We start from the raw sequence: 18,574 nt of genomic DNA, 5'->3' as shown, positions 1-18,574 counted from the left end.
TCGCGGATCAGCCGACGGGCCAGCGGGCCACCCGGCTCCTGTGCGGCTTGGCCTCCTCGGGCCGCACCCGCCCGCCGTGGATGGTTCCCCGCCAGGCCCCGGTCTCCTCTCCCAGACCCTCGATGTACTCCTTGAAACGCCGCAGCTCGTCCCGTACGACGCGGTCGGCCAGCCGGGGGACGCCGGCGAGCACGCCGGTGACGCCGCGCGGTTCGACGTGGATCCGCACGGTCATCTCCGTGCCGCCCGCCGCGGCGGGCCGGAACGTCACCTCGCCCCGGTGGGCGGAACGCCGCTCGAGACTTCGCCAGGTCACATGGGAGTCGGGCTCCTGCTCCAGGATCTCGGCCTGGAACTCACGGCGCACCGGGCCGGCCGTGATGGTCCACGTGGTGAGGGTGGGCCTGACCTGGTCGACCTTCCTCACCGTCCTCATGAACCGGGGGAAGCCCGCGAACTGCGTCCACTGGTTGTACGCGGTGCTCACCGGAACCGCGATCTCGATCGTTTCCTCAACGCTGTGCATGGCCCACCCATCGTCAGCCGCCGCTCGCCCCAGTCTCACCGCACGCCCGGCCGGTCGCCACACGCCGGCCCGCGCGCGGCCGGTCCCCGGCCCCGCGCGGCCTGCCGCTCCGCCGGGCGTCCGACTACCCCTCACGCAGGGCTCCTAACGCGGGGCGGGCCGCGAGCGGGCGAAGGGGCCGCCCCGCGGACGACGCCGGAGCCACCGCCCGGCGCGGTACCCGGGCCGGCCCGCGTATTTTCGGGTGACGGCGGGCACCCGTCAGCGATGACCTCGGCTGATTTCCTGTTCGCGCTGCTCGGAGCCGGTGCGCTGGGGGCGGCGTTGCTGCCCCGTCTGGTGGCCGGCCGGCCGCTGTCGGCGCCGCTCGTGTTCCTGCTCTGCGGTGGCGTCCTGCCCTTCCTGCCCGTACCCCTGCCGGAGATCGACCCCGTCGGTGACCGCGTGTGGGTGGAGCACCTCACCGAACTCTGCGTCATCGTCTCGCTGATGGGGGCGGGGCTCGCCCTGAACCGGCCTTTCGGCCGCCGTCTGTGGGGCGCCACCTGGCGGCTGCTCGGCATCACGATGCCCCTGACCGTCGTGGCGATGGCGCTCCTGGCCTGGGGACTGCTCGACTGGCCGCCGGCCGCCGCACTGCTCCTCGCCGCCGTGCTCGTGCCCACCGACCCGGTGCTCGCCTCGGAGGTCCGGGTCGGCGCGCCCACCGACTCCGAGCACGACGAGGACGAGGTGCGGTTCGCGCTGACCAGTGAGGCGGGACTCAACGACGGGCTGGCCTTCCCCCTGGTCGCGGCGGCGATGGCGCTGGCCTCCGCGGCCGGCACGGGCGTGTCCGGGGACTGGGTCGGACACTGGCTGCTGGTCGACCTCCTGTACAAGTGCGCCATGGGCGTGGTCTGCGGCCTGGCCGTGGGAGCGCTGCTGGGCTGGCTGTTCTTCCGTGCCGGCCGGCGGGCGGTGCGGCTGTCCGAACACGGGGAGGGCTTCGTGGCCCTGGGAGCGATGTTCCTGGCCTACGGTCTGACCGAAGTCGCCCACGGCTACGGCTTCCTGGCCGTGTTCGTCACCGCCTGCCGCCTGCGGTCCGCCGAACGCGCCCACGGCTACCACACGGTGATGCACGACTTCGTGGAGCAGGTCGAGCGCCTCCTGACCGCCGGCCTGCTCCTGCTGCTCGGCGCCTACCTCGCCCAAGGGATCCTGTCCGAGCTGAGCGTGCGGGGGGTCCTCGTCAGTCTGTCGCTGCTGTTCGTCGTGCGTCCCCTGACCGGCTGGCTCGCGCAGCTCGGCTCGGCCGCGGGGCCCCGGGAACGCGTGGTGACCGCCTTCTTCGGCATCCGCGGCATCGGCTCGCTCTTCTACCTCTCCTACGCGCTCGGCGCGCAGACGTTCCACGTCCCGGCCGAGGAACTGTGGGCGGTGGTGTCCTTCACCGTCCTCGTCTCCGTCGTCCTGCACGGGGTCACGGCCTCGCCCGTCATCTCCCGGCTGGACCGGCTGCGCCTGCTCCGGGCGAAGCGGGACCCCGCCACCGGCCCCGAACCGGACGAGGTGGACATCGCCAACCAGCGCCTGTGAGCGGACGGGAGCGCCGGTTCGGCCCGTCCGGTCGCGCGACCCGCGGTCGCGTGGCCCGGGCCGGCCCGTGGAGGTCGGCGGGAGGGGCGGGAAGGGCCGGTGACGCCCGGACGCCTCTTGGTGACAGAGCATGGCGCCGACACTGCCATTAATGGCGTCAATCTGATTTCTCATGGCGCCATTAATGTGCCATGATGGTGCCATGGAAAAGGGGGAGGCAAGGCCGGCGAACGCGGGTCCGGAGCCGCTGCGGTGGAGACGGCCCGCGAGATCACCGAGGCCCTCGACGCCGCCCGAGGCGTCGGCCGGGAGTGCGCCTGCGGTGCGCGCCCCGGCCCCGAAGGCCGGCGGTGCGCGCGTCGCAGGACGGGCCGTCCGACGTGAGCCGTCGCATCAGGAAGCCGAAGGGGGGCCGATCATGCGGACAGCACCGACCCGGCAGGAGGCGGCACCCGGCACCCGCACCGCCTTCGTCCGCTTCGTGCTCTGCGGCGGCGGCGTGGGGCTCGCCTCCGGCTTCGCCGTCGCCGCCCTGGCCTCCGTCGTCCCCTGGGTCCTGGCCAACGCCCTGGTCACCGCGGCCTCCACGCTCCTGGCCACCGAACTGCACGCCCGCTTCACCTTCGGCGCGGGCGGGCGCGCGACCCGGCGCCAGCACGCCCAGTCGGCCGGCTCCGCGGCCGCCGCCTACGCGGTGACCTGCGCGGCGATGCTCACCCTGGAGCACCTGGTGGCGACCCCCGGTGCGGTGCTCGAGCAGGTGGTCTACCTGTCCGCCTCCGCCCTCGCCGGAATCGCGCGCTTCACGGTGCTGCGCCTCGTCGTCTTCGCCCGGAGCCACTCCCGGGCCGCGGCACCCACCGTCGTCCGCACCGCCCCTGCCGCCCACCCCGCCGTGACCGGCATCGCGACCCCGGGCGGCACCGCGGCCCCGGGCGGCCCCGAGGCCCTGTGCCACGCCGCCTGACCGCCGCACCAGCCTGACCGCCGCGTCACCGGACCGCCGTGCGGGCCCGACCGCCGTGCGAGCCGGCCCGCCCGGAAGGCCGTTCGCCCTCGTGGACCTGCGGGCCCGCGGCACGGCGGGCACTTCGGGCAGATCCCGGCGCACGCCCCGCCCCCGGCGTGACCGTGTTCCGGGCGGGCGGGCGGCGGCGAGGTGCCGCCCGCCTCCTCCGGCCTGATCCGTCCGACAGCCCCTAACGGTCGAGGGGCTCGTAGTCGAACCAGTCGAAGTGGACGGTGCCGGCCGCGGCGTACATGCCGATGACCCGGCCGCTGAAGCCGCCGGCGACCTCGGTCGACAGGTAGCGGCCGTCGAGGGTCGCGAGCACCGTGAAGGTGCCGTCGGACTCCTCGACACCGAGGGAGACGACGTCGGGTCCGGTGACCGGGCCGTGCGGAGGCGGCGGGTCCGTGATCGTGAGGCCGAGCACCACGGGCCCGGCGGGAACGGGGTGCGAGGCCACGACCGTGCGCAGGGAGCCGACGCGCGCGATCACCCGGACCTCCGTGCCGGACGCCTCGATCGCGTAGTGGTGCCGCTCGTCCAGCCGGACGGCGAGCCCGCCGCGCCCCCGCGCGGGGTCGACGAGCGTGCGCGCCCCGCACGACAGGTGCTGCTGGCGCCGGCCGGTGAACACCACGTCGGGCTCGTCCAGGGAGCCGCCCCGCGCGCGGAGCGTCAGCCATCCGGGGCGCTCCTCGGTGGTGCAGTGCTCGGCGGGCCGGTCCCGCAGGGAGATCCAGGACGGCCGCAGTCCGCCCGGCTCGAAGTCGTCCCGCTGTTCCTCGGCGGGCCCGGGGGAGAGGGGCCACGGGAGCGTGGCCGGGTCCGGGCCGACCTCGCCGACGACCGGCCAGCCGTCCACCCACGTCACGGGCGCCAGGAAGGTCTCGCGGCCGAGCACGTGCCAGCCGGGGGTGCCGCCGCGCGGCCGTACGCCGAGCAGGACCATCCACCACGAGCCGTCGGGAGCCTGGACCAGGTCGGCGTGGCCGGTGTTCTGCACGGGGTGGTCGGTGCCGCGGTGGGTGAGGACCGGGTTGGCCGGGCACGGCTCGAACGGGCCGCCGGGCCCGGGGCCCCGGGCGATCGACACGCCGTGGCCGCGCTCGGTGCCGCCCTCGGCGATGAGCAGGTACCAGTGGTCGCCGATCCGGTACAGGTGCGGCGCCTCCGGGGCCTTCGCGCCGGGCGTGCCGGACCAGACCCCGTGCGGCGTCCCGTACGTCCGTCCGGTGGCCGGGTCGATACGGACCTGGGAGACCCCGGCGACCGTGCACCAGCAGGTGCCGTCCTCCTCCCAAGCCAGGTCGGGATCGATGCCCGGCACACCCGGTGCGGGCACGGGGTCCGACCAGGGCCCGGCGGGATCGGTGGCCGTGACGATCAGGTTGCCGCCGCCCTCGCTCACGTTGGTGACCATCAGCCAGAAGCGGCCGTCGTGGTGGCGCAGGGTCGGGGCGTAGATCCCGCCGGAGGACGGCATGCCGGCCGGCAGGCGCAACTGCTCCGGCCGGTCCAGGGCGTTGCCGATCTGGGTCCAGTGCACCAGGTCGCGGCTGTGGAGGACGGGGACGCCGGGGAAGTACTCGAAGCTGGAACAGGCGAGGTAGTAGTCGTCGCCGACGCGGCAGACGCTGGGGTCGGGATGGAAGCCGGGGATCACCGGCTCGCCCGGGCGGGCGGTCCGCTGCCGGAGGGGCACCTCCGCGTCGTCGTGGCTTCTACGGTTCAACTGGTGACTCATCGCGGCGGCCCTGCCCTGGGGTGAGTGTCGAAGCGCTTCACTTGATGGCAGGTGAAGGTAACGGATCTCTTTCTCCCGGGACAAGGGGTGCGATGAGGGGTGAGTCCCGCCGCCCGAAGCGTTGGCCGTCCGTCAGGAGGTGTCGGCGTCGATGCGCTTCGACGTGCTTCGGGACGTGCGGCCCGGCGGCCCGGGCGCTCTCTGCCGGCCATCGCGCACTCGCCGTCCCTCCCGCACCGGGTGCGGCGTTCGGCCCCGGCCCGTGACGGTCACCGTGGCCCGGGCGGCCGGGCGGTTCTCGGCGCGGGCCCGGCTGAGCACGGCGCCACCCCGCAGGCACGGCGCCCGCCACCGGCCGTGCCCGCCGGCCCTTCCGGCCGAGCAGTTGTGCCCGCTGGCCGGCCGCGTACCGGCCGAGCGGCTGTGCCCGTCGACCGGTCGCGTGCCCCGGCCGGTCGACGGTCGCGGCCGGTCAGCGGGCACGGCTTCCCGGACGGACCGCGGACGGCCCGTCGTGCCGCCGCTCCGGCTGCCGGGCCCCCGGTCTCACCCGGTGCCGCCCGCCCGGTGCCGGGTGGCGGCCAGCCGGGCCTCCGCCTGGTTCAGGAGCGTGTCCAGGACGACCGGGTAGGCGCTGAGGTTCATCCGCTCCGCCAGCAGGTGCGCGGTGGCCGCGATGTGCGGGTGGGTCTCGGAGGGCAGCCGGGCGTAGGTGGAGGTCCACATGCCCTCGTCCACGCCCCGCACCTCGTCCTTGACGGCCAGCGCGCCCGCGTCCAGGGCGGCGAAGGCCAGCGTCAGGTCGATGAACGCGTGGTACACGCCGACGGCGTCCGCGTCGCCGAAGCCGGCACCGCGCAGGATGCCGAGGATCGTCTCGTCCACCTGGATCTCCCGGGGCCGCCCGGTGACACGGCTGGCGGTCAGCAGGGCGGCCTGGGGGTGGGCGAGGTAGGAGGCGTGGACGGCCAGGCCCAGGGCGCGCAGATCGGGCCGCCACGTCCCGGTGGCCGTCCAGCTGTCGAGGGCGCGCCCCATCAGCTCCTCGCCGATGGCGCGGGTCAGGTCGTCCAGGCCGGCGAAGTACCGGTAGAGGGTGCTCGGGTCCGCCCCGAGCGCGGCGCCGAGCCGGCGCGCGGTCAGTCCGGCCCTGCCGTGCTCGCGCAGCATCCGCAGCGCCGTCCCCACGATCTGCTTCTCCGACAGCACGGTGCCGTGGCGGGTCGGCCGTCGCCTGCGCCGTTCCGCCTCCGGAACCACCTTCTTGGGCATCGCCCGCCCCTCCGACACCGCTTATGCCAACGCCGTAGACCTTAACCGCCGCGGTCGTGTTGCATCGGGACGTCCCCGAGCGTTCCGGGGCGTCCCCGGATGTTCCAGGGCGTCCCCGGGCGTTCGCCGGGACGGTCCCGACTGTCGACGAGAACGGTGTGTGACATGCGTGTGCTCCTCGTAGGCGCGGGCGGCGTCGGAACCGCCGCCACCCGTATCGCGGCCCGCCGCGAGTTCCTGACCCACATGGTCGTCGCCGATCACGACCTCGCCCGTGCCGAGGCGGCCGTGGCCGCGCTCGGCGACCGGGGAGGCCGGTTCAGCGCGCACCGACTGGACGCCGCCGACGAGGCGGCCGTCAGCCGGCTCCTCGTCGCGGAAGGCTGCGAGGTCCTGCTGAACGCCACCGACCCGCGGTTCGTGATGCCGCTGTTCAACGCGGCACTCGCCGCGGGCGCGCACTACATCGACATGGCGATGTCGCTGTCCGTACCGCATCCGACCGCCCCCCACGAACAGTGCGGGGTGAAGCTCGGTGACGAGCAGTTCGCCCTGGCCGGGGCCTGGGAGCGCGCCGGCCGTCTCGCCCTGGTCGGCATGGGCGTGGAGCCGGGCCTGTCGGACGTCTTCGCCCGGTACGCGGCCGACCGGCTGTTCGACGAGATCGACGAGATCGGTGTCCGCGACGGCGCGAACCTCACCGTCGAGGGCTACGGCTTCGCGCCCTCCTTCAGCATCTGGACCACCATCGAGGAGTGCCTCAACCCGCCCGTCGTCTACGAGAGGGACCGCGGCTGGTTCACCACGGCACCCTTCAGCGAGCCGGAGGTCTTCGACTTCCCCGAGGGCATCGGCCCCGTGGAGTGCGTGAACGTCGAGCACGAGGAGGTCCTCCTCGTGCCCCGCTGGGTGGACGCGCGCCGCGTGACCTTCAAGTACGGTCTCGGCGACGACTTCATCGCCAAGCTCAGGACCCTCCACGACCTGGGGCTCGACTCGACCGGGAAGGTCACCGTCCCCGGCGAGGACGGGCCCGTGCGGGTCTCCCCGCGCGACGTGGTGGCCGCGTGCCTGCCCGACCCGGCCACGCTGGGCGACCGGATGAAGGGCAAGACCTGCGCGGGCACCTGGGTGAGGGGGACCAAGGACGGTGCGCCGCGCGAGGTGTACCTGTACCACGTCGTCGACAACGAGTGGTCGATGCGCGAGTACGGCTCCCAGGCCGTCGTCTGGCAGACCGCCGTCAACCCGGTGATCGCCCTCGAACTGATCGCCGACGGCAGGTGGAGGGCGAGCGGCGTCCTCGGTCCCGAGGCACTGCCGCCCCAGCCCTTCCTCGACCTGCTCGGCGCGTACGGCGCCCCGTGGGGACTGCGCGAGGAGAACCGAACCACCGCGCAGACCCCGGACACGCCCTAGACGCGGTCCTGGAAGACGCAGTTCCACGCGTACGTGCCCGCGACGCCGCCGTCGGCGCGCACCGCTTCCAGCGTGTAGAAGTACGTGGTCCCCCGCGCGGCCGCGGTGTCCGTGTAGGTGCGGGTCCCGGCCGGCAGCAGGCCGGCGTGCAGCGGCTCGTACGCCTGCGTGGCCGTGTTCCAGCGGCTGACCCGGTAGCCCGCGACCTCCTCGCACGCGGCCGTGGTGTCGCAGCGCCAGGTGATGGACGGCCCGTCCTCGTCGGGTCCGCCGATCACGGTGCCGTGGCCCAGGCCGCCGAGGTCCCAGTCCCGGGCGACCGTCACGGACGGCCGGACGTCCAGCTCGGTGGCCTCGACGACCGTGACCTCCGGGGCGCCCGTGGGCAGCAGGTTGTCCCAGCGGTCCCTGGCGACGACGGCGTACACGTGCGTCTCGCCGTCGGGCAGGTCGCCGCACAGGACCGCGAGCGGGTCGCTCGTGCCCTCCCGGCACGAGGCGGAGCCGAGCCACTGGACCGTCCCGTCGGCCTGCCGGGTGCCGGTGCGGACCACGTAGCGATCGACGTCGTCCTCGGGCGAGGCGTCCCAGCTCACCAGTACGCCGTCGGCGCGCGGGGTCGCCTTCACGCCGGTGACCGGGCCGGGCGCTACGCGGTCGCCGGTGCGCACGACGAGCGGGGCGGACAGCGCCGACTCGTTCCCGGCCGGGTCCACCGCGGCGACCGCGTAGGTCACATAGGTGCCCTCGGGCATGCCCAGGTCGTGGCAGACGCCGCCGGTGCTGGTCTCGTCGCTCTCCTCGGCGCAGGTCACGCGGGTCAGCGCGGCCGGGTCGAGGGTCGTCCCGGGCGAGCGGTAGACGTGGTACGTCCCGCCGTTGTCGAAGTCCTCGTAGAAGCCGTCGGGCTGCTTCCAGTGCACGTCGGTGTACGCGACCCGGACGAGGGAGTCGAGCGAGACCGGGGGCTTCGGCGGCGTCCGGTCGACGCCGTCGCCGGTGACGGCGGCGTCCGCCGACGGGTTGCCGAGCGCGTCGAGGGCGCGCACCCGGTAGTACCGGGCGGTGTTCACGGGGGCGTCGGTGCGGTACGACGTCGCGGTCGTCGTGCCCAGCAGCTCGAACGGGCCGGCGGCCGCGGGGGCGGCGTACACCTCGTACCGCGCCGCGTCGGCGACTGCCTGCCAGGCGAGGGTGGCCCACCAGGCGTCGCCCACCACGGAGAGGCCGGCCGGCGCCGCCGGGCCCGTGCGGTCCACGGTCACCGCGGTGACGTCGGGGCTTCCGGCCGACTCGCGGCCCGCCCTGTCGACGGCGCGGACCTCGTACAGGAAGGTCTGGCCCGTGGCGGGCGTCGCGTCCGTGAAGGACGGGGAGGTGAGCGGGGAGGCGCCGCTGACCTTCGCCCACGAGGTGGCGCTCAGCCGCCGGTAGACGCGGTAACCGGCGAGGTCCATCTCCTTGTTCGCGGTCCAGCGCAGGGTGGTCCTGGAGGTGTCCCGGTCGTACGCGGCGGTCGGGCCGGCCGGCGCGAGCGGCCTGACCGTGTCGACGGCGGCCTCAATGCGCGGGGCGTAGGTGAAGGCGGCGAGGGCCAGGCCGGTCCAGGCGACGTAGTCCACGCGGATCGTGTGCCTGCCGGCCGGGACGGTCAGGTCCACGGTCCTGCGGGCGGTGGTGGAGACGTTCTTCCACAGGTCGATCTTCCGCACGCCGTCGACGTAGACGCGCATGCCGTCCTGCGTGGCGGCGGAGAGCCGGAAGGGGCCGCCGGAGCCGAAGTCCCGGGTCAGGGACCAGCGGACGGAGAAGTTGTCCTTGGGCAGCGTGACACCGGCCGGGTCGCCGTAACCGTAGTTCTCACTGACGGCGGAGTCGCAGGCGGTCAGCTTCGGCGTGCCGCTGAAGGTGGTGTTGCCGAAGTACTGCGCCTTCCAGAGGGGAGAGGCGCAGGTGACGGCCGCGAGGGCCGGCGTGGCGGTGATCAGGCCGCCGGTGGCGGCGAGGGCGGCTGCCGCGGCCAGCGCGGTCAGCCGGGTACGAGTCGACACGGAGAATGGGGCCCTTTCCGGACCGGGGGGAACGCATGAGACGGGTGACGCCTGTGTGACCGCCGAAACGGGAGCATGGTTGCTCCCGCCCCCGCACTTTTCCGTCGCACCGACGGTACGGACGCCTGCCGAGGAGAGCGGACGGCCCGGAGACGACCCGGCCGTGGAGTGCTGGAGACGACCCGGCCGTGGAGCGAACGACGCGATGCCCCGGCTGACGGGACGACAGCATACTGTCGGGACGTCATCCGGCGACGAGTCCGTCGTACGGGATACGGGGTACGGGGTACGGGGTACGGAGTCGTTCGGGGGAGATCGATGACGGCACACACACGCCCGGACGCCGAGGCGCTGGAGCGACTGCGCGTCCTGACCGAGCGCAACGTCGTGGGCATCCGGGCCGGCGAGGCCTTCTGCGGGACCGGGTTCCTGGTGACGCCCGACACCGCCCTCACCTGTGCGCACGTGGTGGCCGGGCACGAGAGGGGCAGCCTGACGGCGACGGTCGGGGGGCGGACCGTCGCGATCGAGGTCGTGCGCCTCGTGCCCGAGACGAGGGGCGCGGGGAGCACCTACGGCTTTCCCGATCTCGCCGAGGTACGGCTGAGCGAACCCGCGGACGGTGTGCACGGGGTGTGGCTCGCCGACGCAGGGCCGACGCAGGCGGCGTCCGTGTCCGTCCACGGCTTCAGCGGGCACACGCTGGAACCGGGCGTCCAGCCCGACACCCTGCACCTCACGGTGGCCGGTCGCAGCGGCCGCTTCGTGCGGCTCCAGTGGGACCAGGTGGTCCAGGGGTTCAGCGGCGGTCCGGTGCTCGACACGACGACGGGGCGTGTCTGCGGGGTGCTCAAGGCGTCACGCCACGAGAAGGGGATGTCGGGGGGATGGCTGATCCCCGTCGACGCCGTGGAGGAACACCTGCCGGGGCTGCCGGAACGCAGCCGTGCCGCGCACCGGCCCGGGACGCCCTGGTTCGATCTCGCCCGCGACCGCGGGGGACGGCAGGCGGACCTCTTCGGTCCCGACCCCGGCGGTCCGGGGTCGGGGAACACGCCGGCGCAGATGCTGGCCCGCGGGGCGATGCCGTTCGTGGACCGCCCGGAGCTCGGCGAACTCGTGGACTGGTGCCGCGCGCCCGGCGACCCGTTGCTGCGCCTGCTGTACGCACCCGGCGGTTCGGGCAAGACCCGTCTGTCCGTCGAACTGTGCCGGCGACTACGGCCCATGGGCTGGATCGCCGGATTCGCGGACAAGGAGGTGCTCGGCAACCCCCTGCGCCTGTCCTCGTGGCTGGAAAGCCTCACCGGCGCACTCGCCGCGGGTTTTCCCTGCCTGGTGGTGTTCGACTACGCCCAGGCACGGCTCGGCGACATCAGCGCCCTCATGACGCACGTCCACCGGTACCGGCCCGACGGCATCACCCTGCGCGTGCTGCTGCTGGCACGTTCCGAGGAGCCGTTGTGGCACGCGCTGAGGGAGGAGTTCGAGACGCACTACATCGAGGACTGGGGTCTGCGGGGGGCGAGCTCGCGGAGGCTTCCCCCCACGCTGGACGCCGAGGATCCCGGCACCCTGGTCACCAGGGCGTTCGAGGAGTTCGCCCGCCTGCTGGAATGTCCGTGGGTGCTCATGCCGCCGTCCCTCGCGCACCGCGCCGGCCGGCAGGGCTCGATCCTGGGAACGCTCGCCGCCGCCCTCGACGCCGTCCTCACCCTGCGCCAGGGCGAGGAGTGGAGGGAGAGCGACGATCCGCTCGCGCGGATCTGCCGGCACGAGATCGCCGGATGGTACGCACTGCTGGAGGACCGTCTCGGAACGGGCGGCGTCCTGGCGGGGCGTACCGGCCGGATGGCGGCGGAAGGCCTGTTACTGGTGCCGACCCTGGCCCGGCGGCGGGACCGGGGTGAACTGACCGCGCTGCTGACGTCCGTGCGCAGGACCGCCTTCCCCGGGCAGCCGCCCGTCAACGCCCCCGCGGTGCACTCCTGCTTGCGCGCGCTGTACTCCGCGACGGAAGCCGACCACGTCGCGCCCCTCGAGCCCGACAGACTGGGCGAGATCCTGGTACGGCGCGTGCTGGCGGAGCCCGAGAGTTCGGGCGACGCCGCCGCCTACCTCGGCGCCGTGCTGGACACGTCCGCGCTCCGGGACGAACAGGCCCGGGACAGGGCCGTGTCGGAGACGCTCGACGTCCTGGCCCGGGCCCGCGGCTGCACGGCCGTGGGCCGGGTCGCGGAGCATCCCGCCCACGCGGTCCTCGACCGGGCGCTCGCGCAGGTCGTGCGGGACGACCCCCGGGTCCTGGTGCCGGCCCTGGTCACCGTCGGCGCCCGCGTGCCGCACGCCGAGCCCCTGGTGAACCTGGTCCGGCCGGTGCTCGAGACCTGCGGGACCGACCTGCTCCGCCTGGTCGAACCCCGTCTTCCCGGCTATCCGTCCGGCCTTTCCGCCCTGTCGGCACTCGTGCTCCGGCGGCTGCTCGGACTGCCCGACGCGGGGAGCGACGACGCCGGCCGGCTCGTCCGTCTGAGGCGTCTGCGCAGCTACAGCCTGCGGCTGGAGGAGAGCGGACAACGGGAAGAGGCCGTGCGGGCGGCCGACGAGGCGGTCCTGCTCAGCCGCGATCTCGTCCGCGGGTCCGCGCGGTACCGGTCCGACTACGCCGCGGCACTGCACAACCTGAGCCTGCTGCTGCACCGGTCCGGGGAGACGGAAACAGCGTTGGGGCTCAGCGTCGAGGCGGTGTCCCTGTACCGGCGACTCATCGACGGCGATCCCGGTCCGCGGCACCGCACTCTCATGGAGATGGCAGGTGCGCTGAGCGTGCTGGCCCTGCTGCGGCTCGAGGACGCACAGGTCAACGGCGCGGCCCGGGACGCGGCCGAGGGCGTCATACGGTGCGAACAGGTGCCGGAAGGAGCTCGTGACGACGAGGTCTACCTCACCTGCCTGGAAACCCTGGCCGAGTGCCGCCACCGCACGGGCCGGACCGAGGAGGCGCTCACTTCCGGCACGCAGGCGGTCGAGCGGCTGGAGGAACTGCTCAGGCTCCGGCCCGGCCGCTATCTCGCCCGGCTGCCCGACACCCTGCAGCGCCATGGTTTCGGGCTGATCCGGGCCGGGCGTCTCGGCGAGGCCTACCAGGTGCTGAGCCGGGCGGCGACGGAGCGCGCGGTGCTGCCGTCGCGCACCTCGCCGCGACTGCGTGAGCAGCAGGCGCTGGTGCTCCAGGTGCTGCTCCAACTCAGCGACGAACTCGACGAATTCGCGCATGAACGTTCATCATGGGCGCAGATGAGGACCGTGCTGGACGGTCGCGCGAGCTGAAAGGAGGCCGGCGCCGATGGACGACGAAGCGTCTGCCCACGCCGTACCCCCACCCATTCGGCGGCAACGGGCGGTGGAGGTCTTCCGCAACCGCTTCGGCACGCTGTTCAACGACGAAGTGCTCTCGCCGTCGGGCCGGCAGGGCCGCTATCTGCGCTGGCAGTGGTCCCACAGCGGAGTGGTGATCGTCCCCGTGGGGCGGGACGGCTTCGCGTTCGTCCCCACCTACCGGTATCCGATCGGCGAGGTCTCCCTGGAGTTTCCCCGGGGCGGTTGCGAAGCGGACGAGGACCCGGTGCTGGCGGCCGTACGGGAACTGCGGGAGGAGACCGGCTTCGACTGCGCCCCGTCGGCCCTGCGCCCCCTGGGCGTCATCCACGCCGAGACGGGCCTGATCGAATCCGAGGTGCGTGTCTTCGCCGCCGAGGTCCGCCCCGCCGGATCAGCGGGCGACCCGTCGGCCGCCGCGCCGGAGGCCATGGAGTCGGTGGCCGAGCCGGTCTGGGCCTCGCGCACGGAGGTGACGAAGTGGCTGCAGAGCGGCAGCGTCACCTGCGGCGTGACGCTGGCCGCCCTGGCGCTCGCCCTCGCGGACGGTTCCGGCACCGGCTCCACGCCGCCGGTGTGAGCGGCGTCCGGCTCAGCCGACGTACGCACCCGTGATCACGCGCTGCCGCATCTGCCGGGCGTCGAGCTCTCCGATGCCGGCCGCGCCGTCCGCGACCGGCACGCTCCGGTCGACGACCCGCAGGTCGAGGTGGTCCTCGTCGCCGTCGGCCGCCGGCACGTCGAGTCCGGCGCCGAGCGCGCCGGTCAGCGAGTCCTGGGAGATGCCGAAGCGCATCAGATTGCGGTTGCCGTCCAGGACCGCCCGCGCGCGCTCGTCGGTGTCGCGGAAGACGCGGACGAAGGTCTCCTGCATCCACGTGCTGAACTCGGTGACGGCCTCGACGAGTTGGGGCAGGTCCGGTTGCCCGCCCCGGCGCAGCGAGCCCAGTTGGTGGACGAGGACGCTGCGGGACGGCTGCTCGACGGCCTCCAGGAACGCCTCGACCGGCAGCCGGCCCAGCAGGAAACCGTCGAGGATGCCGACGGGCAGCGTGGTGCGCTCCAGGACCGTGCGGGTGGTGGCGGCGGCGGGCGGTTCGAGACTGCGCGGGGCTGCGGTCCCGGCTCCCAGCACCTGGGGGAGCGCCTGGCGGTAGGACTCGCCCGCGGCCCGGTCCACGGCGGCCAGGGCGAGCACGACTTCCGTGCTTCCCGACGAGGCGTTCCGGAAGGACTCCTCCCAGTCCCTGAGGGCCTTGAAGTACAGCGGCTCCTGTCCCCTCACGAACTCCAGCGCGGCCTCCACCGTCTTGCGCGTCTCTCCCGCGGCGTTCCGCGTCTGCTCCTCCAGCAGGCGGATCACTCCGGAGGTGAAGGCGGCCGCTACGGTGTCGAAGCTGTAGGTGACCGCATGCGCCCGCGTCATGCGGTCCATCAGGTCCGCGTAGGACGCACTGGGCACGTGCTCGACCTGCCGCAGTTCTTGAGCGTCCCGGACGGCCCTCAGCGTCTGCCCGTCCCGGCACGCGACCCGGATGCGGCCGCTGCTCAGGAGCGGCGCGAGATCCGACCGCACGCTTCGTCCGCCGGCCTCGCGGGAGGACACCAGGGCACGGAAGAGGGGGGTGTTGAGCGACTGGGAATCGCCGACGAGCAGGGTGTCGGACAGCAGAACGTGGAACAGCACGCGTGCCCGGAGATCCTCGGCGCTCGCGAGGGGGGACTGCCGATGGATCTCCACGTCGGAGAGGTAGACCTTCTCCGACGACAACCGGGCATGCTGATCGGTCATGACCGCTCCCCTCCGTGACCGTGGGATGATTGTAGGTGACCGGCCGCCGGGCGTCCTCGAACTGGGTATCTTTCACCGGGAGTTGACGGGTCGAACAGGGGGAGGGCACGTGTCGGATGCGGTCCAGGCGGTCATGCCGGACGGAACGTCGATATGGGTGCGCGTCGACGACGACGAGGACGAGGGGCCCCGGGACACCGGCTTCGGCGACCGGCTGTCACGGCAGCTCGGCGATCTCCCCCAGACCCTCGAAGCCGTCACGCACGGCGTCAGGTCCGGGCTGCGGCGCGCGGCCCCGGACGAGGTGACGCTCGAATTCGGCATCGAGATCGCGGCCAAGAGCGGCCAGTTGGTGAGCGTCGTGACGGAGGCCGGGGGAAAGGCCACCCTCAAGGTGACGGTCACCTGGCGCAAAGGGGAGGCCGCGGTGAGCACCGTGACGGAAACGCCCGGCGAGAACACCGAATGACGGGCCCACGCTGATCGTGGCCCAGCCGTACGCGGCCGCCCGCTTCGTGTCCGCCCGCTTCGTGTCCGGCACGCCGTCGACGCGCCCTGCCGGTGCAGCCTGCCGGTCCGCCGGTCCGCCGGTCCGCCGTGCTGTCGGCCGGGCGGGCTCCTCCCGTCTCGCCTTGCGCGCCGCACCGTGTGCGGACGCCCCCGCGTCGCACCACCGGCTGCTCGGGCCGAACTGGCTGCTCGGGCCGAGGCGGGCAGCGGGACCGCCCGGAGCGGTGGGCGCGTCGCGGGACTGCGAGGCGGCGGTGCGGACGAACGCCCCCGCCGCGGGCCGCCCCGTCCCCGAGGGCGCCTGCCGCCCGGCCCGCCGAAGGCGTCCTCGGTCACCGGAGGGCGGGCGACACGTGCCGCTCCGGCGGCTTCTGGCGCGCTGACGGCCGCCCCGTGGCGAGCCGTCCGCAGCCGGGCCCGTACGGATTCCCGGCCGTGGCGGGCGGGGCGCCGGTGGAGGGGGTCCCCCGCGCTTTCCCTCGTGCGGACGCCGTCGAAGCTGCGGGACGGGGGCTACGGGGAAGCTGAGGGGCAGGGGCTACGAGGCCGACCTGCCCATGCGTGCGGCGATCGGAGCCGCCCGGCCTGACGCCTCGTTCGGGTCGGCCGGTCCCGGCCCCGGCCCCGCTGCGTCGGGGGAGGGGCCGGGACTCGGTGACCGCCGTGACCGCCGTGACGGTCGGGAAGGCGGGGGTGGTCCCGTGGCCCGTCCCGGTCCTTTCCGCCGGGATCCCCGGGTGGGGCGCCAGCGGCACGGGTGGGGCCGAGCGTCGAACGTTCTCCCCTCGCCCGGCGCGCCTCCCTCGCCCGGCGGCCTTCCCTCGTCCGGCACGGGGGACGTCGAGGTGCCGTCGCCGTGTCTCCGTGGGGGCGAGCGACGGCCCGACCATGACCCCGGCCCCGTGCCGGTATAGTAATGACGGTATAGTTATTGGATGCAGGGAGAGGCGCCCCGTGATCGAAATTCTGAACCCCACCCTGCTGGCCCGAGCCAGGGAGACAGGCGCCCTCGTCGCCGACATCCTGCACACGCTGAGGAGCCGCAGCACGATCGGCACGAACCTGCTGGACATCGACCGGTGGGCCAAGGACATGATCGTCGAGGCGGGAGCGACCTCCTGTTACGTCGACTACGCGCCGTCCTTCGGGCGCGGCCCGTTCGGTCACTACGTCTGCACGGCCGTCAACGACGCCGTGCTCCACGGACGGCCGCACGACCGCACGCTCGCCGACGGCGATCTGCTGACGCTCGACCTCGCCGTCTCCCTGGGCGGAGTCGCCGCTGACGCCGCCATCAGCTTCCTCGTGGGCGACGCGAGGCCCCCGGAGAGCGTCGCGATGATCGACGCGACCGAACGCGCCCTGGCCGCGGGCATCGCCGCCGCAGGGCCCGGAGCGCGCATCGGCGACATCTCCCACGCCATCGGCACGGTGCTCAGCGAGGCGGGGTACCCGATCAACACCGAGTTCGGGGGCCACGGCATCGGATCGACGATGCACCAGGACCCGCACGTCTCGAACACCGGACGCCCCGGCCGCGGATACACGCTGCGCCCCGGGCTGCTGCTGGCACTGGAACCGTGGGTCATGGCCGACACCGCTCGACTCGTCACCGACGCCGACGGCTGGACGCTCCGAAGCGCGACGGGCTGCCGGACGGCACACAGCGAGCACACCATCGCCATCACCGACGACGGAGTGGAGATCCTCACCCTGCCCCGGCAGACGCACGCGTGAGGTCGGAACGACGGTCGCTTTAGGGACGGGTCCCGGTCGGTGAAGGTCTCAGCCGGGGAAGCCGTCACGCAGGATTTCCCTGGCCACCCGGAGCCGGGCGTCGGCGAGTTCGGCGCCGATCCGCCGGGCACGGTCCGCGCCGACCACGACGGCCGGAGCCGTGTTCGCCGTGGCGAGGAGGCAGGCGCGCCGCAGATGGGTCGGCGGATGGGTCGAGTCGACGCTGTGCCCGCGCCGGACGCCGACGCGGCGCAGGCGTTCGTACTCCGACTCGGGCACGGAGGCCATGTCCGCGGCGAGCCGGTCCCACAAGCCGCGCGCGCGGTCGTCGGCGTCCCGGCCGCCGCGCCCGCCCCGGGCCTGCCGGCTGACTTCCCGGCGCAGCACGGTCGCCGCGGAACCGGAGATCAGCAGGCGGTCCATGAGCTGCACGGCCGCCTCGGTCGACGCGACGCGGCCGGCCAGGCGGTCGGCGAGGTACTCGGCACGCTGCGTGGCGCGCGACGTGAGGCGGTCCAGCGCGAGGATCGCCCCCTGGACCAGCAGCCACGGCACGAAGCACACGGCGCCGACGACGAACTGCACGGGGCCGGGGTCGCGCGTGGGAGCGAGGTAGTACGCCCAGGTGGCGAGCGAACGGTGCGCGCTCCCGATGAGCGCTCCGTGCCGTACGTCCCCGTTGCCGAAGTGGCCCAGTTCGTGGCCGAGCAGCGCGATCCGCTGCGCGGGGGTGAGGACCTCCCACAGCGGCAGCCCCAGGGTCAGCAGTCGTCGACGGCGCGGTCCGTACGTCGTCACGCCGGCGTTGATGCCGGCGTCGACCACCACCGTGTCCACTCCGCGGGTGCCGACCACCGCGGCGACGTCGTCGACCAGGGCGAAGAGTTCGGGCGCGTCAGCGCGGTGCAGCACCGGCCCGTCCTGGGGCGGCCTGCCGAACCGGGGCCGCAGGGACCAGGCGAGGGCCAGCAGGAGCAGCCCGCCCACCATCGGCATGCCGCCCCACCCGGAAACGATCCACCGGACTCCCAGGACGGTGACCAGCAGCGTCACACTGTGGACGAGGACGGCGCAGACATGGGCGAGGACGGCCGCGGCGTCCCGTCGTGCGCGCGGCTCGCCCCCCGACGCCATGTCGGCCGCCAGGCGCGCACCGTGGCGGTGGGCCGTCGCCCGCCGGGCCCGGGCCGGGAAACCCTCCTCGGCCTCCGGCTCCTGCGGGTCCACGTTCCAGTCGCAGGCGGCGCACCACACGGTGAAACGGGCGTCCCCCCGCATGTCGCTTCCGCACCGAGGACAGACCCGTACCGTCTCGTCCGCCGTGATCCCCACCCCTGTGGCCTTCCCTCGCCGGCCCTTCCCCAAAGGCCTCCTGTGCATGACACGGCGTAGTGGATCACGGCGCTGACCAGGTGTAAAGGCGGGCCGGAGCACTGACGGGTCGCCGCCCGGCGCGCCGGGCGGCGGGCGGACCGGAGCGTCGTCCCCCCACCACCACGGCTGCGGGAACCGGCCGGGGAGGGCGCCCGGGGTGGGAGGGGATCCGGGGCCGCCC

General features: G+C 73.9%; 13 protein-coding genes. 7 read left to right on the top strand and 6 right to left on the bottom strand.

What is annotated here, in order from left to right:
- Nucleotides 1-7 precede the first annotated feature (7 nt).
- On the bottom strand, nt 8-526 hold the full coding sequence (locus tag ACF09K_RS20045; RefSeq protein WP_392245274.1) for an SRPBCC family protein: 519 nt from the start codon (nt 524-526) through the stop codon (nt 8-10).
- Between the two features lie 267 nt (nt 527-793).
- Here ACF09K_RS20045 and ACF09K_RS20040 point away from each other — a divergent pair, with 267 nt between their 5' ends.
- Both ACF09K_RS20040 and ACF09K_RS20035 read left to right on the top strand, forming a co-directional pair.
- Entirely contained in the window at nt 794-2,107 is a 1,314-nt protein-coding gene (locus ACF09K_RS20040; protein ID WP_392245272.1) for a cation:proton antiporter, read from the top strand.
- A gap of 418 nt (nt 2,108-2,525) precedes the next feature.
- Complete coding sequence (locus tag ACF09K_RS20035) at nt 2,526-3,074, top strand: hypothetical protein (RefSeq protein ID WP_392245270.1); 549 nt, start codon at nt 2,526-2,528, stop codon at nt 3,072-3,074.
- Between the two features lie 232 nt (nt 3,075-3,306).
- On the opposite strand, the gene ACF09K_RS20030 is transcribed toward ACF09K_RS20035, so the two are convergent.
- Together ACF09K_RS20030 and ACF09K_RS20025 are read right to left on the bottom strand one after the other, a co-directional pair.
- Nucleotides 3,307-4,818: a glycoside hydrolase family 43 protein gene (locus tag ACF09K_RS20030; protein WP_392245543.1), complete on the bottom strand. Its 1,512-nt coding sequence runs from the start codon at nt 4,816-4,818 to the stop codon at nt 3,307-3,309.
- 588 nt (nt 4,819-5,406) lie between these two features.
- Nucleotides 5,407-6,132: a TetR/AcrR family transcriptional regulator gene (locus ACF09K_RS20025; protein WP_392245268.1), complete on the bottom strand. Its 726-nt coding sequence runs from the start codon at nt 6,130-6,132 to the stop codon at nt 5,407-5,409.
- Nucleotides 6,133-6,297: 165 nt separating this feature from the next.
- Between ACF09K_RS20025 and ACF09K_RS20020 the strand changes: the two genes are divergently transcribed.
- Complete coding sequence (locus ACF09K_RS20020; RefSeq protein ID WP_392245266.1) at nt 6,298-7,551, top strand: saccharopine dehydrogenase family protein; 1,254 nt, start codon at nt 6,298-6,300, stop codon at nt 7,549-7,551.
- Here the strand turns inward: ACF09K_RS20020 and ACF09K_RS20015 are convergent.
- Nucleotides 7,548-9,602, bottom strand: a complete 2,055-nt coding sequence (locus ACF09K_RS20015; protein WP_392245265.1) for a PA14 domain-containing protein — start codon at nt 9,600-9,602, stop codon at nt 7,548-7,550. The two genes, ACF09K_RS20020 and ACF09K_RS20015, sit on opposite strands and share 4 nt — an antisense overlap.
- A 318-nt stretch (nt 9,603-9,920) precedes the next feature.
- Here ACF09K_RS20015 and ACF09K_RS20010 point away from each other — a divergent pair, with 318 nt between their 5' ends.
- Together ACF09K_RS20010 and ACF09K_RS20005 are read left to right on the top strand one after the other, a co-directional pair.
- On the top strand, nt 9,921-12,932 hold the full coding sequence (locus ACF09K_RS20010; RefSeq protein ID WP_392245262.1) for a trypsin-like peptidase domain-containing protein: 3,012 nt from the start codon (nt 9,921-9,923) through the stop codon (nt 12,930-12,932).
- Between the two features lie 16 nt (nt 12,933-12,948).
- Nucleotides 12,949-13,560 (top strand): NUDIX hydrolase, encoded by a 612-nt coding sequence (locus tag ACF09K_RS20005; protein WP_392245260.1) that lies wholly within the window; start codon nt 12,949-12,951, stop codon nt 13,558-13,560.
- A 12-nt stretch (nt 13,561-13,572) separates the two neighbouring features.
- Here ACF09K_RS20005 and ACF09K_RS20000 read toward each other — a convergent pair whose 3' ends face one another.
- Nucleotides 13,573-14,772, bottom strand: a complete 1,200-nt coding sequence (locus tag ACF09K_RS20000; RefSeq protein ID WP_392245258.1) for a hypothetical protein — start codon at nt 14,770-14,772, stop codon at nt 13,573-13,575.
- Between the two features lie 109 nt (nt 14,773-14,881).
- Here ACF09K_RS20000 and ACF09K_RS19995 point away from each other — a divergent pair, with 109 nt between their 5' ends.
- Nucleotides 14,882-15,241, top strand: a complete 360-nt coding sequence (locus tag ACF09K_RS19995) for a CU044_2847 family protein (RefSeq protein ID WP_392245256.1) — start codon at nt 14,882-14,884, stop codon at nt 15,239-15,241.
- 995 nt (nt 15,242-16,236) lie between these two features.
- Nucleotides 16,237-17,019, top strand: coding sequence for a type I methionyl aminopeptidase (gene map / locus ACF09K_RS19990; protein ID WP_392245254.1), 783 nt, complete (start codon nt 16,237-16,239; stop codon nt 17,017-17,019).
- A 48-nt stretch (nt 17,020-17,067) separates the two neighbouring features.
- Here map and ACF09K_RS19985 read toward each other — a convergent pair whose 3' ends face one another.
- The gene (locus ACF09K_RS19985) at nt 17,068-18,297 is read right to left on the bottom strand and encodes a M48 family metallopeptidase (protein ID WP_392245253.1); all 1,230 of its coding nucleotides are present in this window, start codon (nt 18,295-18,297) and stop codon (nt 17,068-17,070) included.
- Between the last annotated feature and the right edge of the window lie 277 nt (nt 18,298-18,574).

It is taken from the genome of Streptomyces sp. NPDC014882, from assembly GCF_043081325.1.
GTDB lineage: Bacteria > Actinomycetota > Actinomycetes > Streptomycetales > Streptomycetaceae > Streptomyces.
The sequence above is the reverse complement of the archived record's forward strand: the minus strand, read 5'-3'. Positions and strand labels throughout refer to the sequence as shown.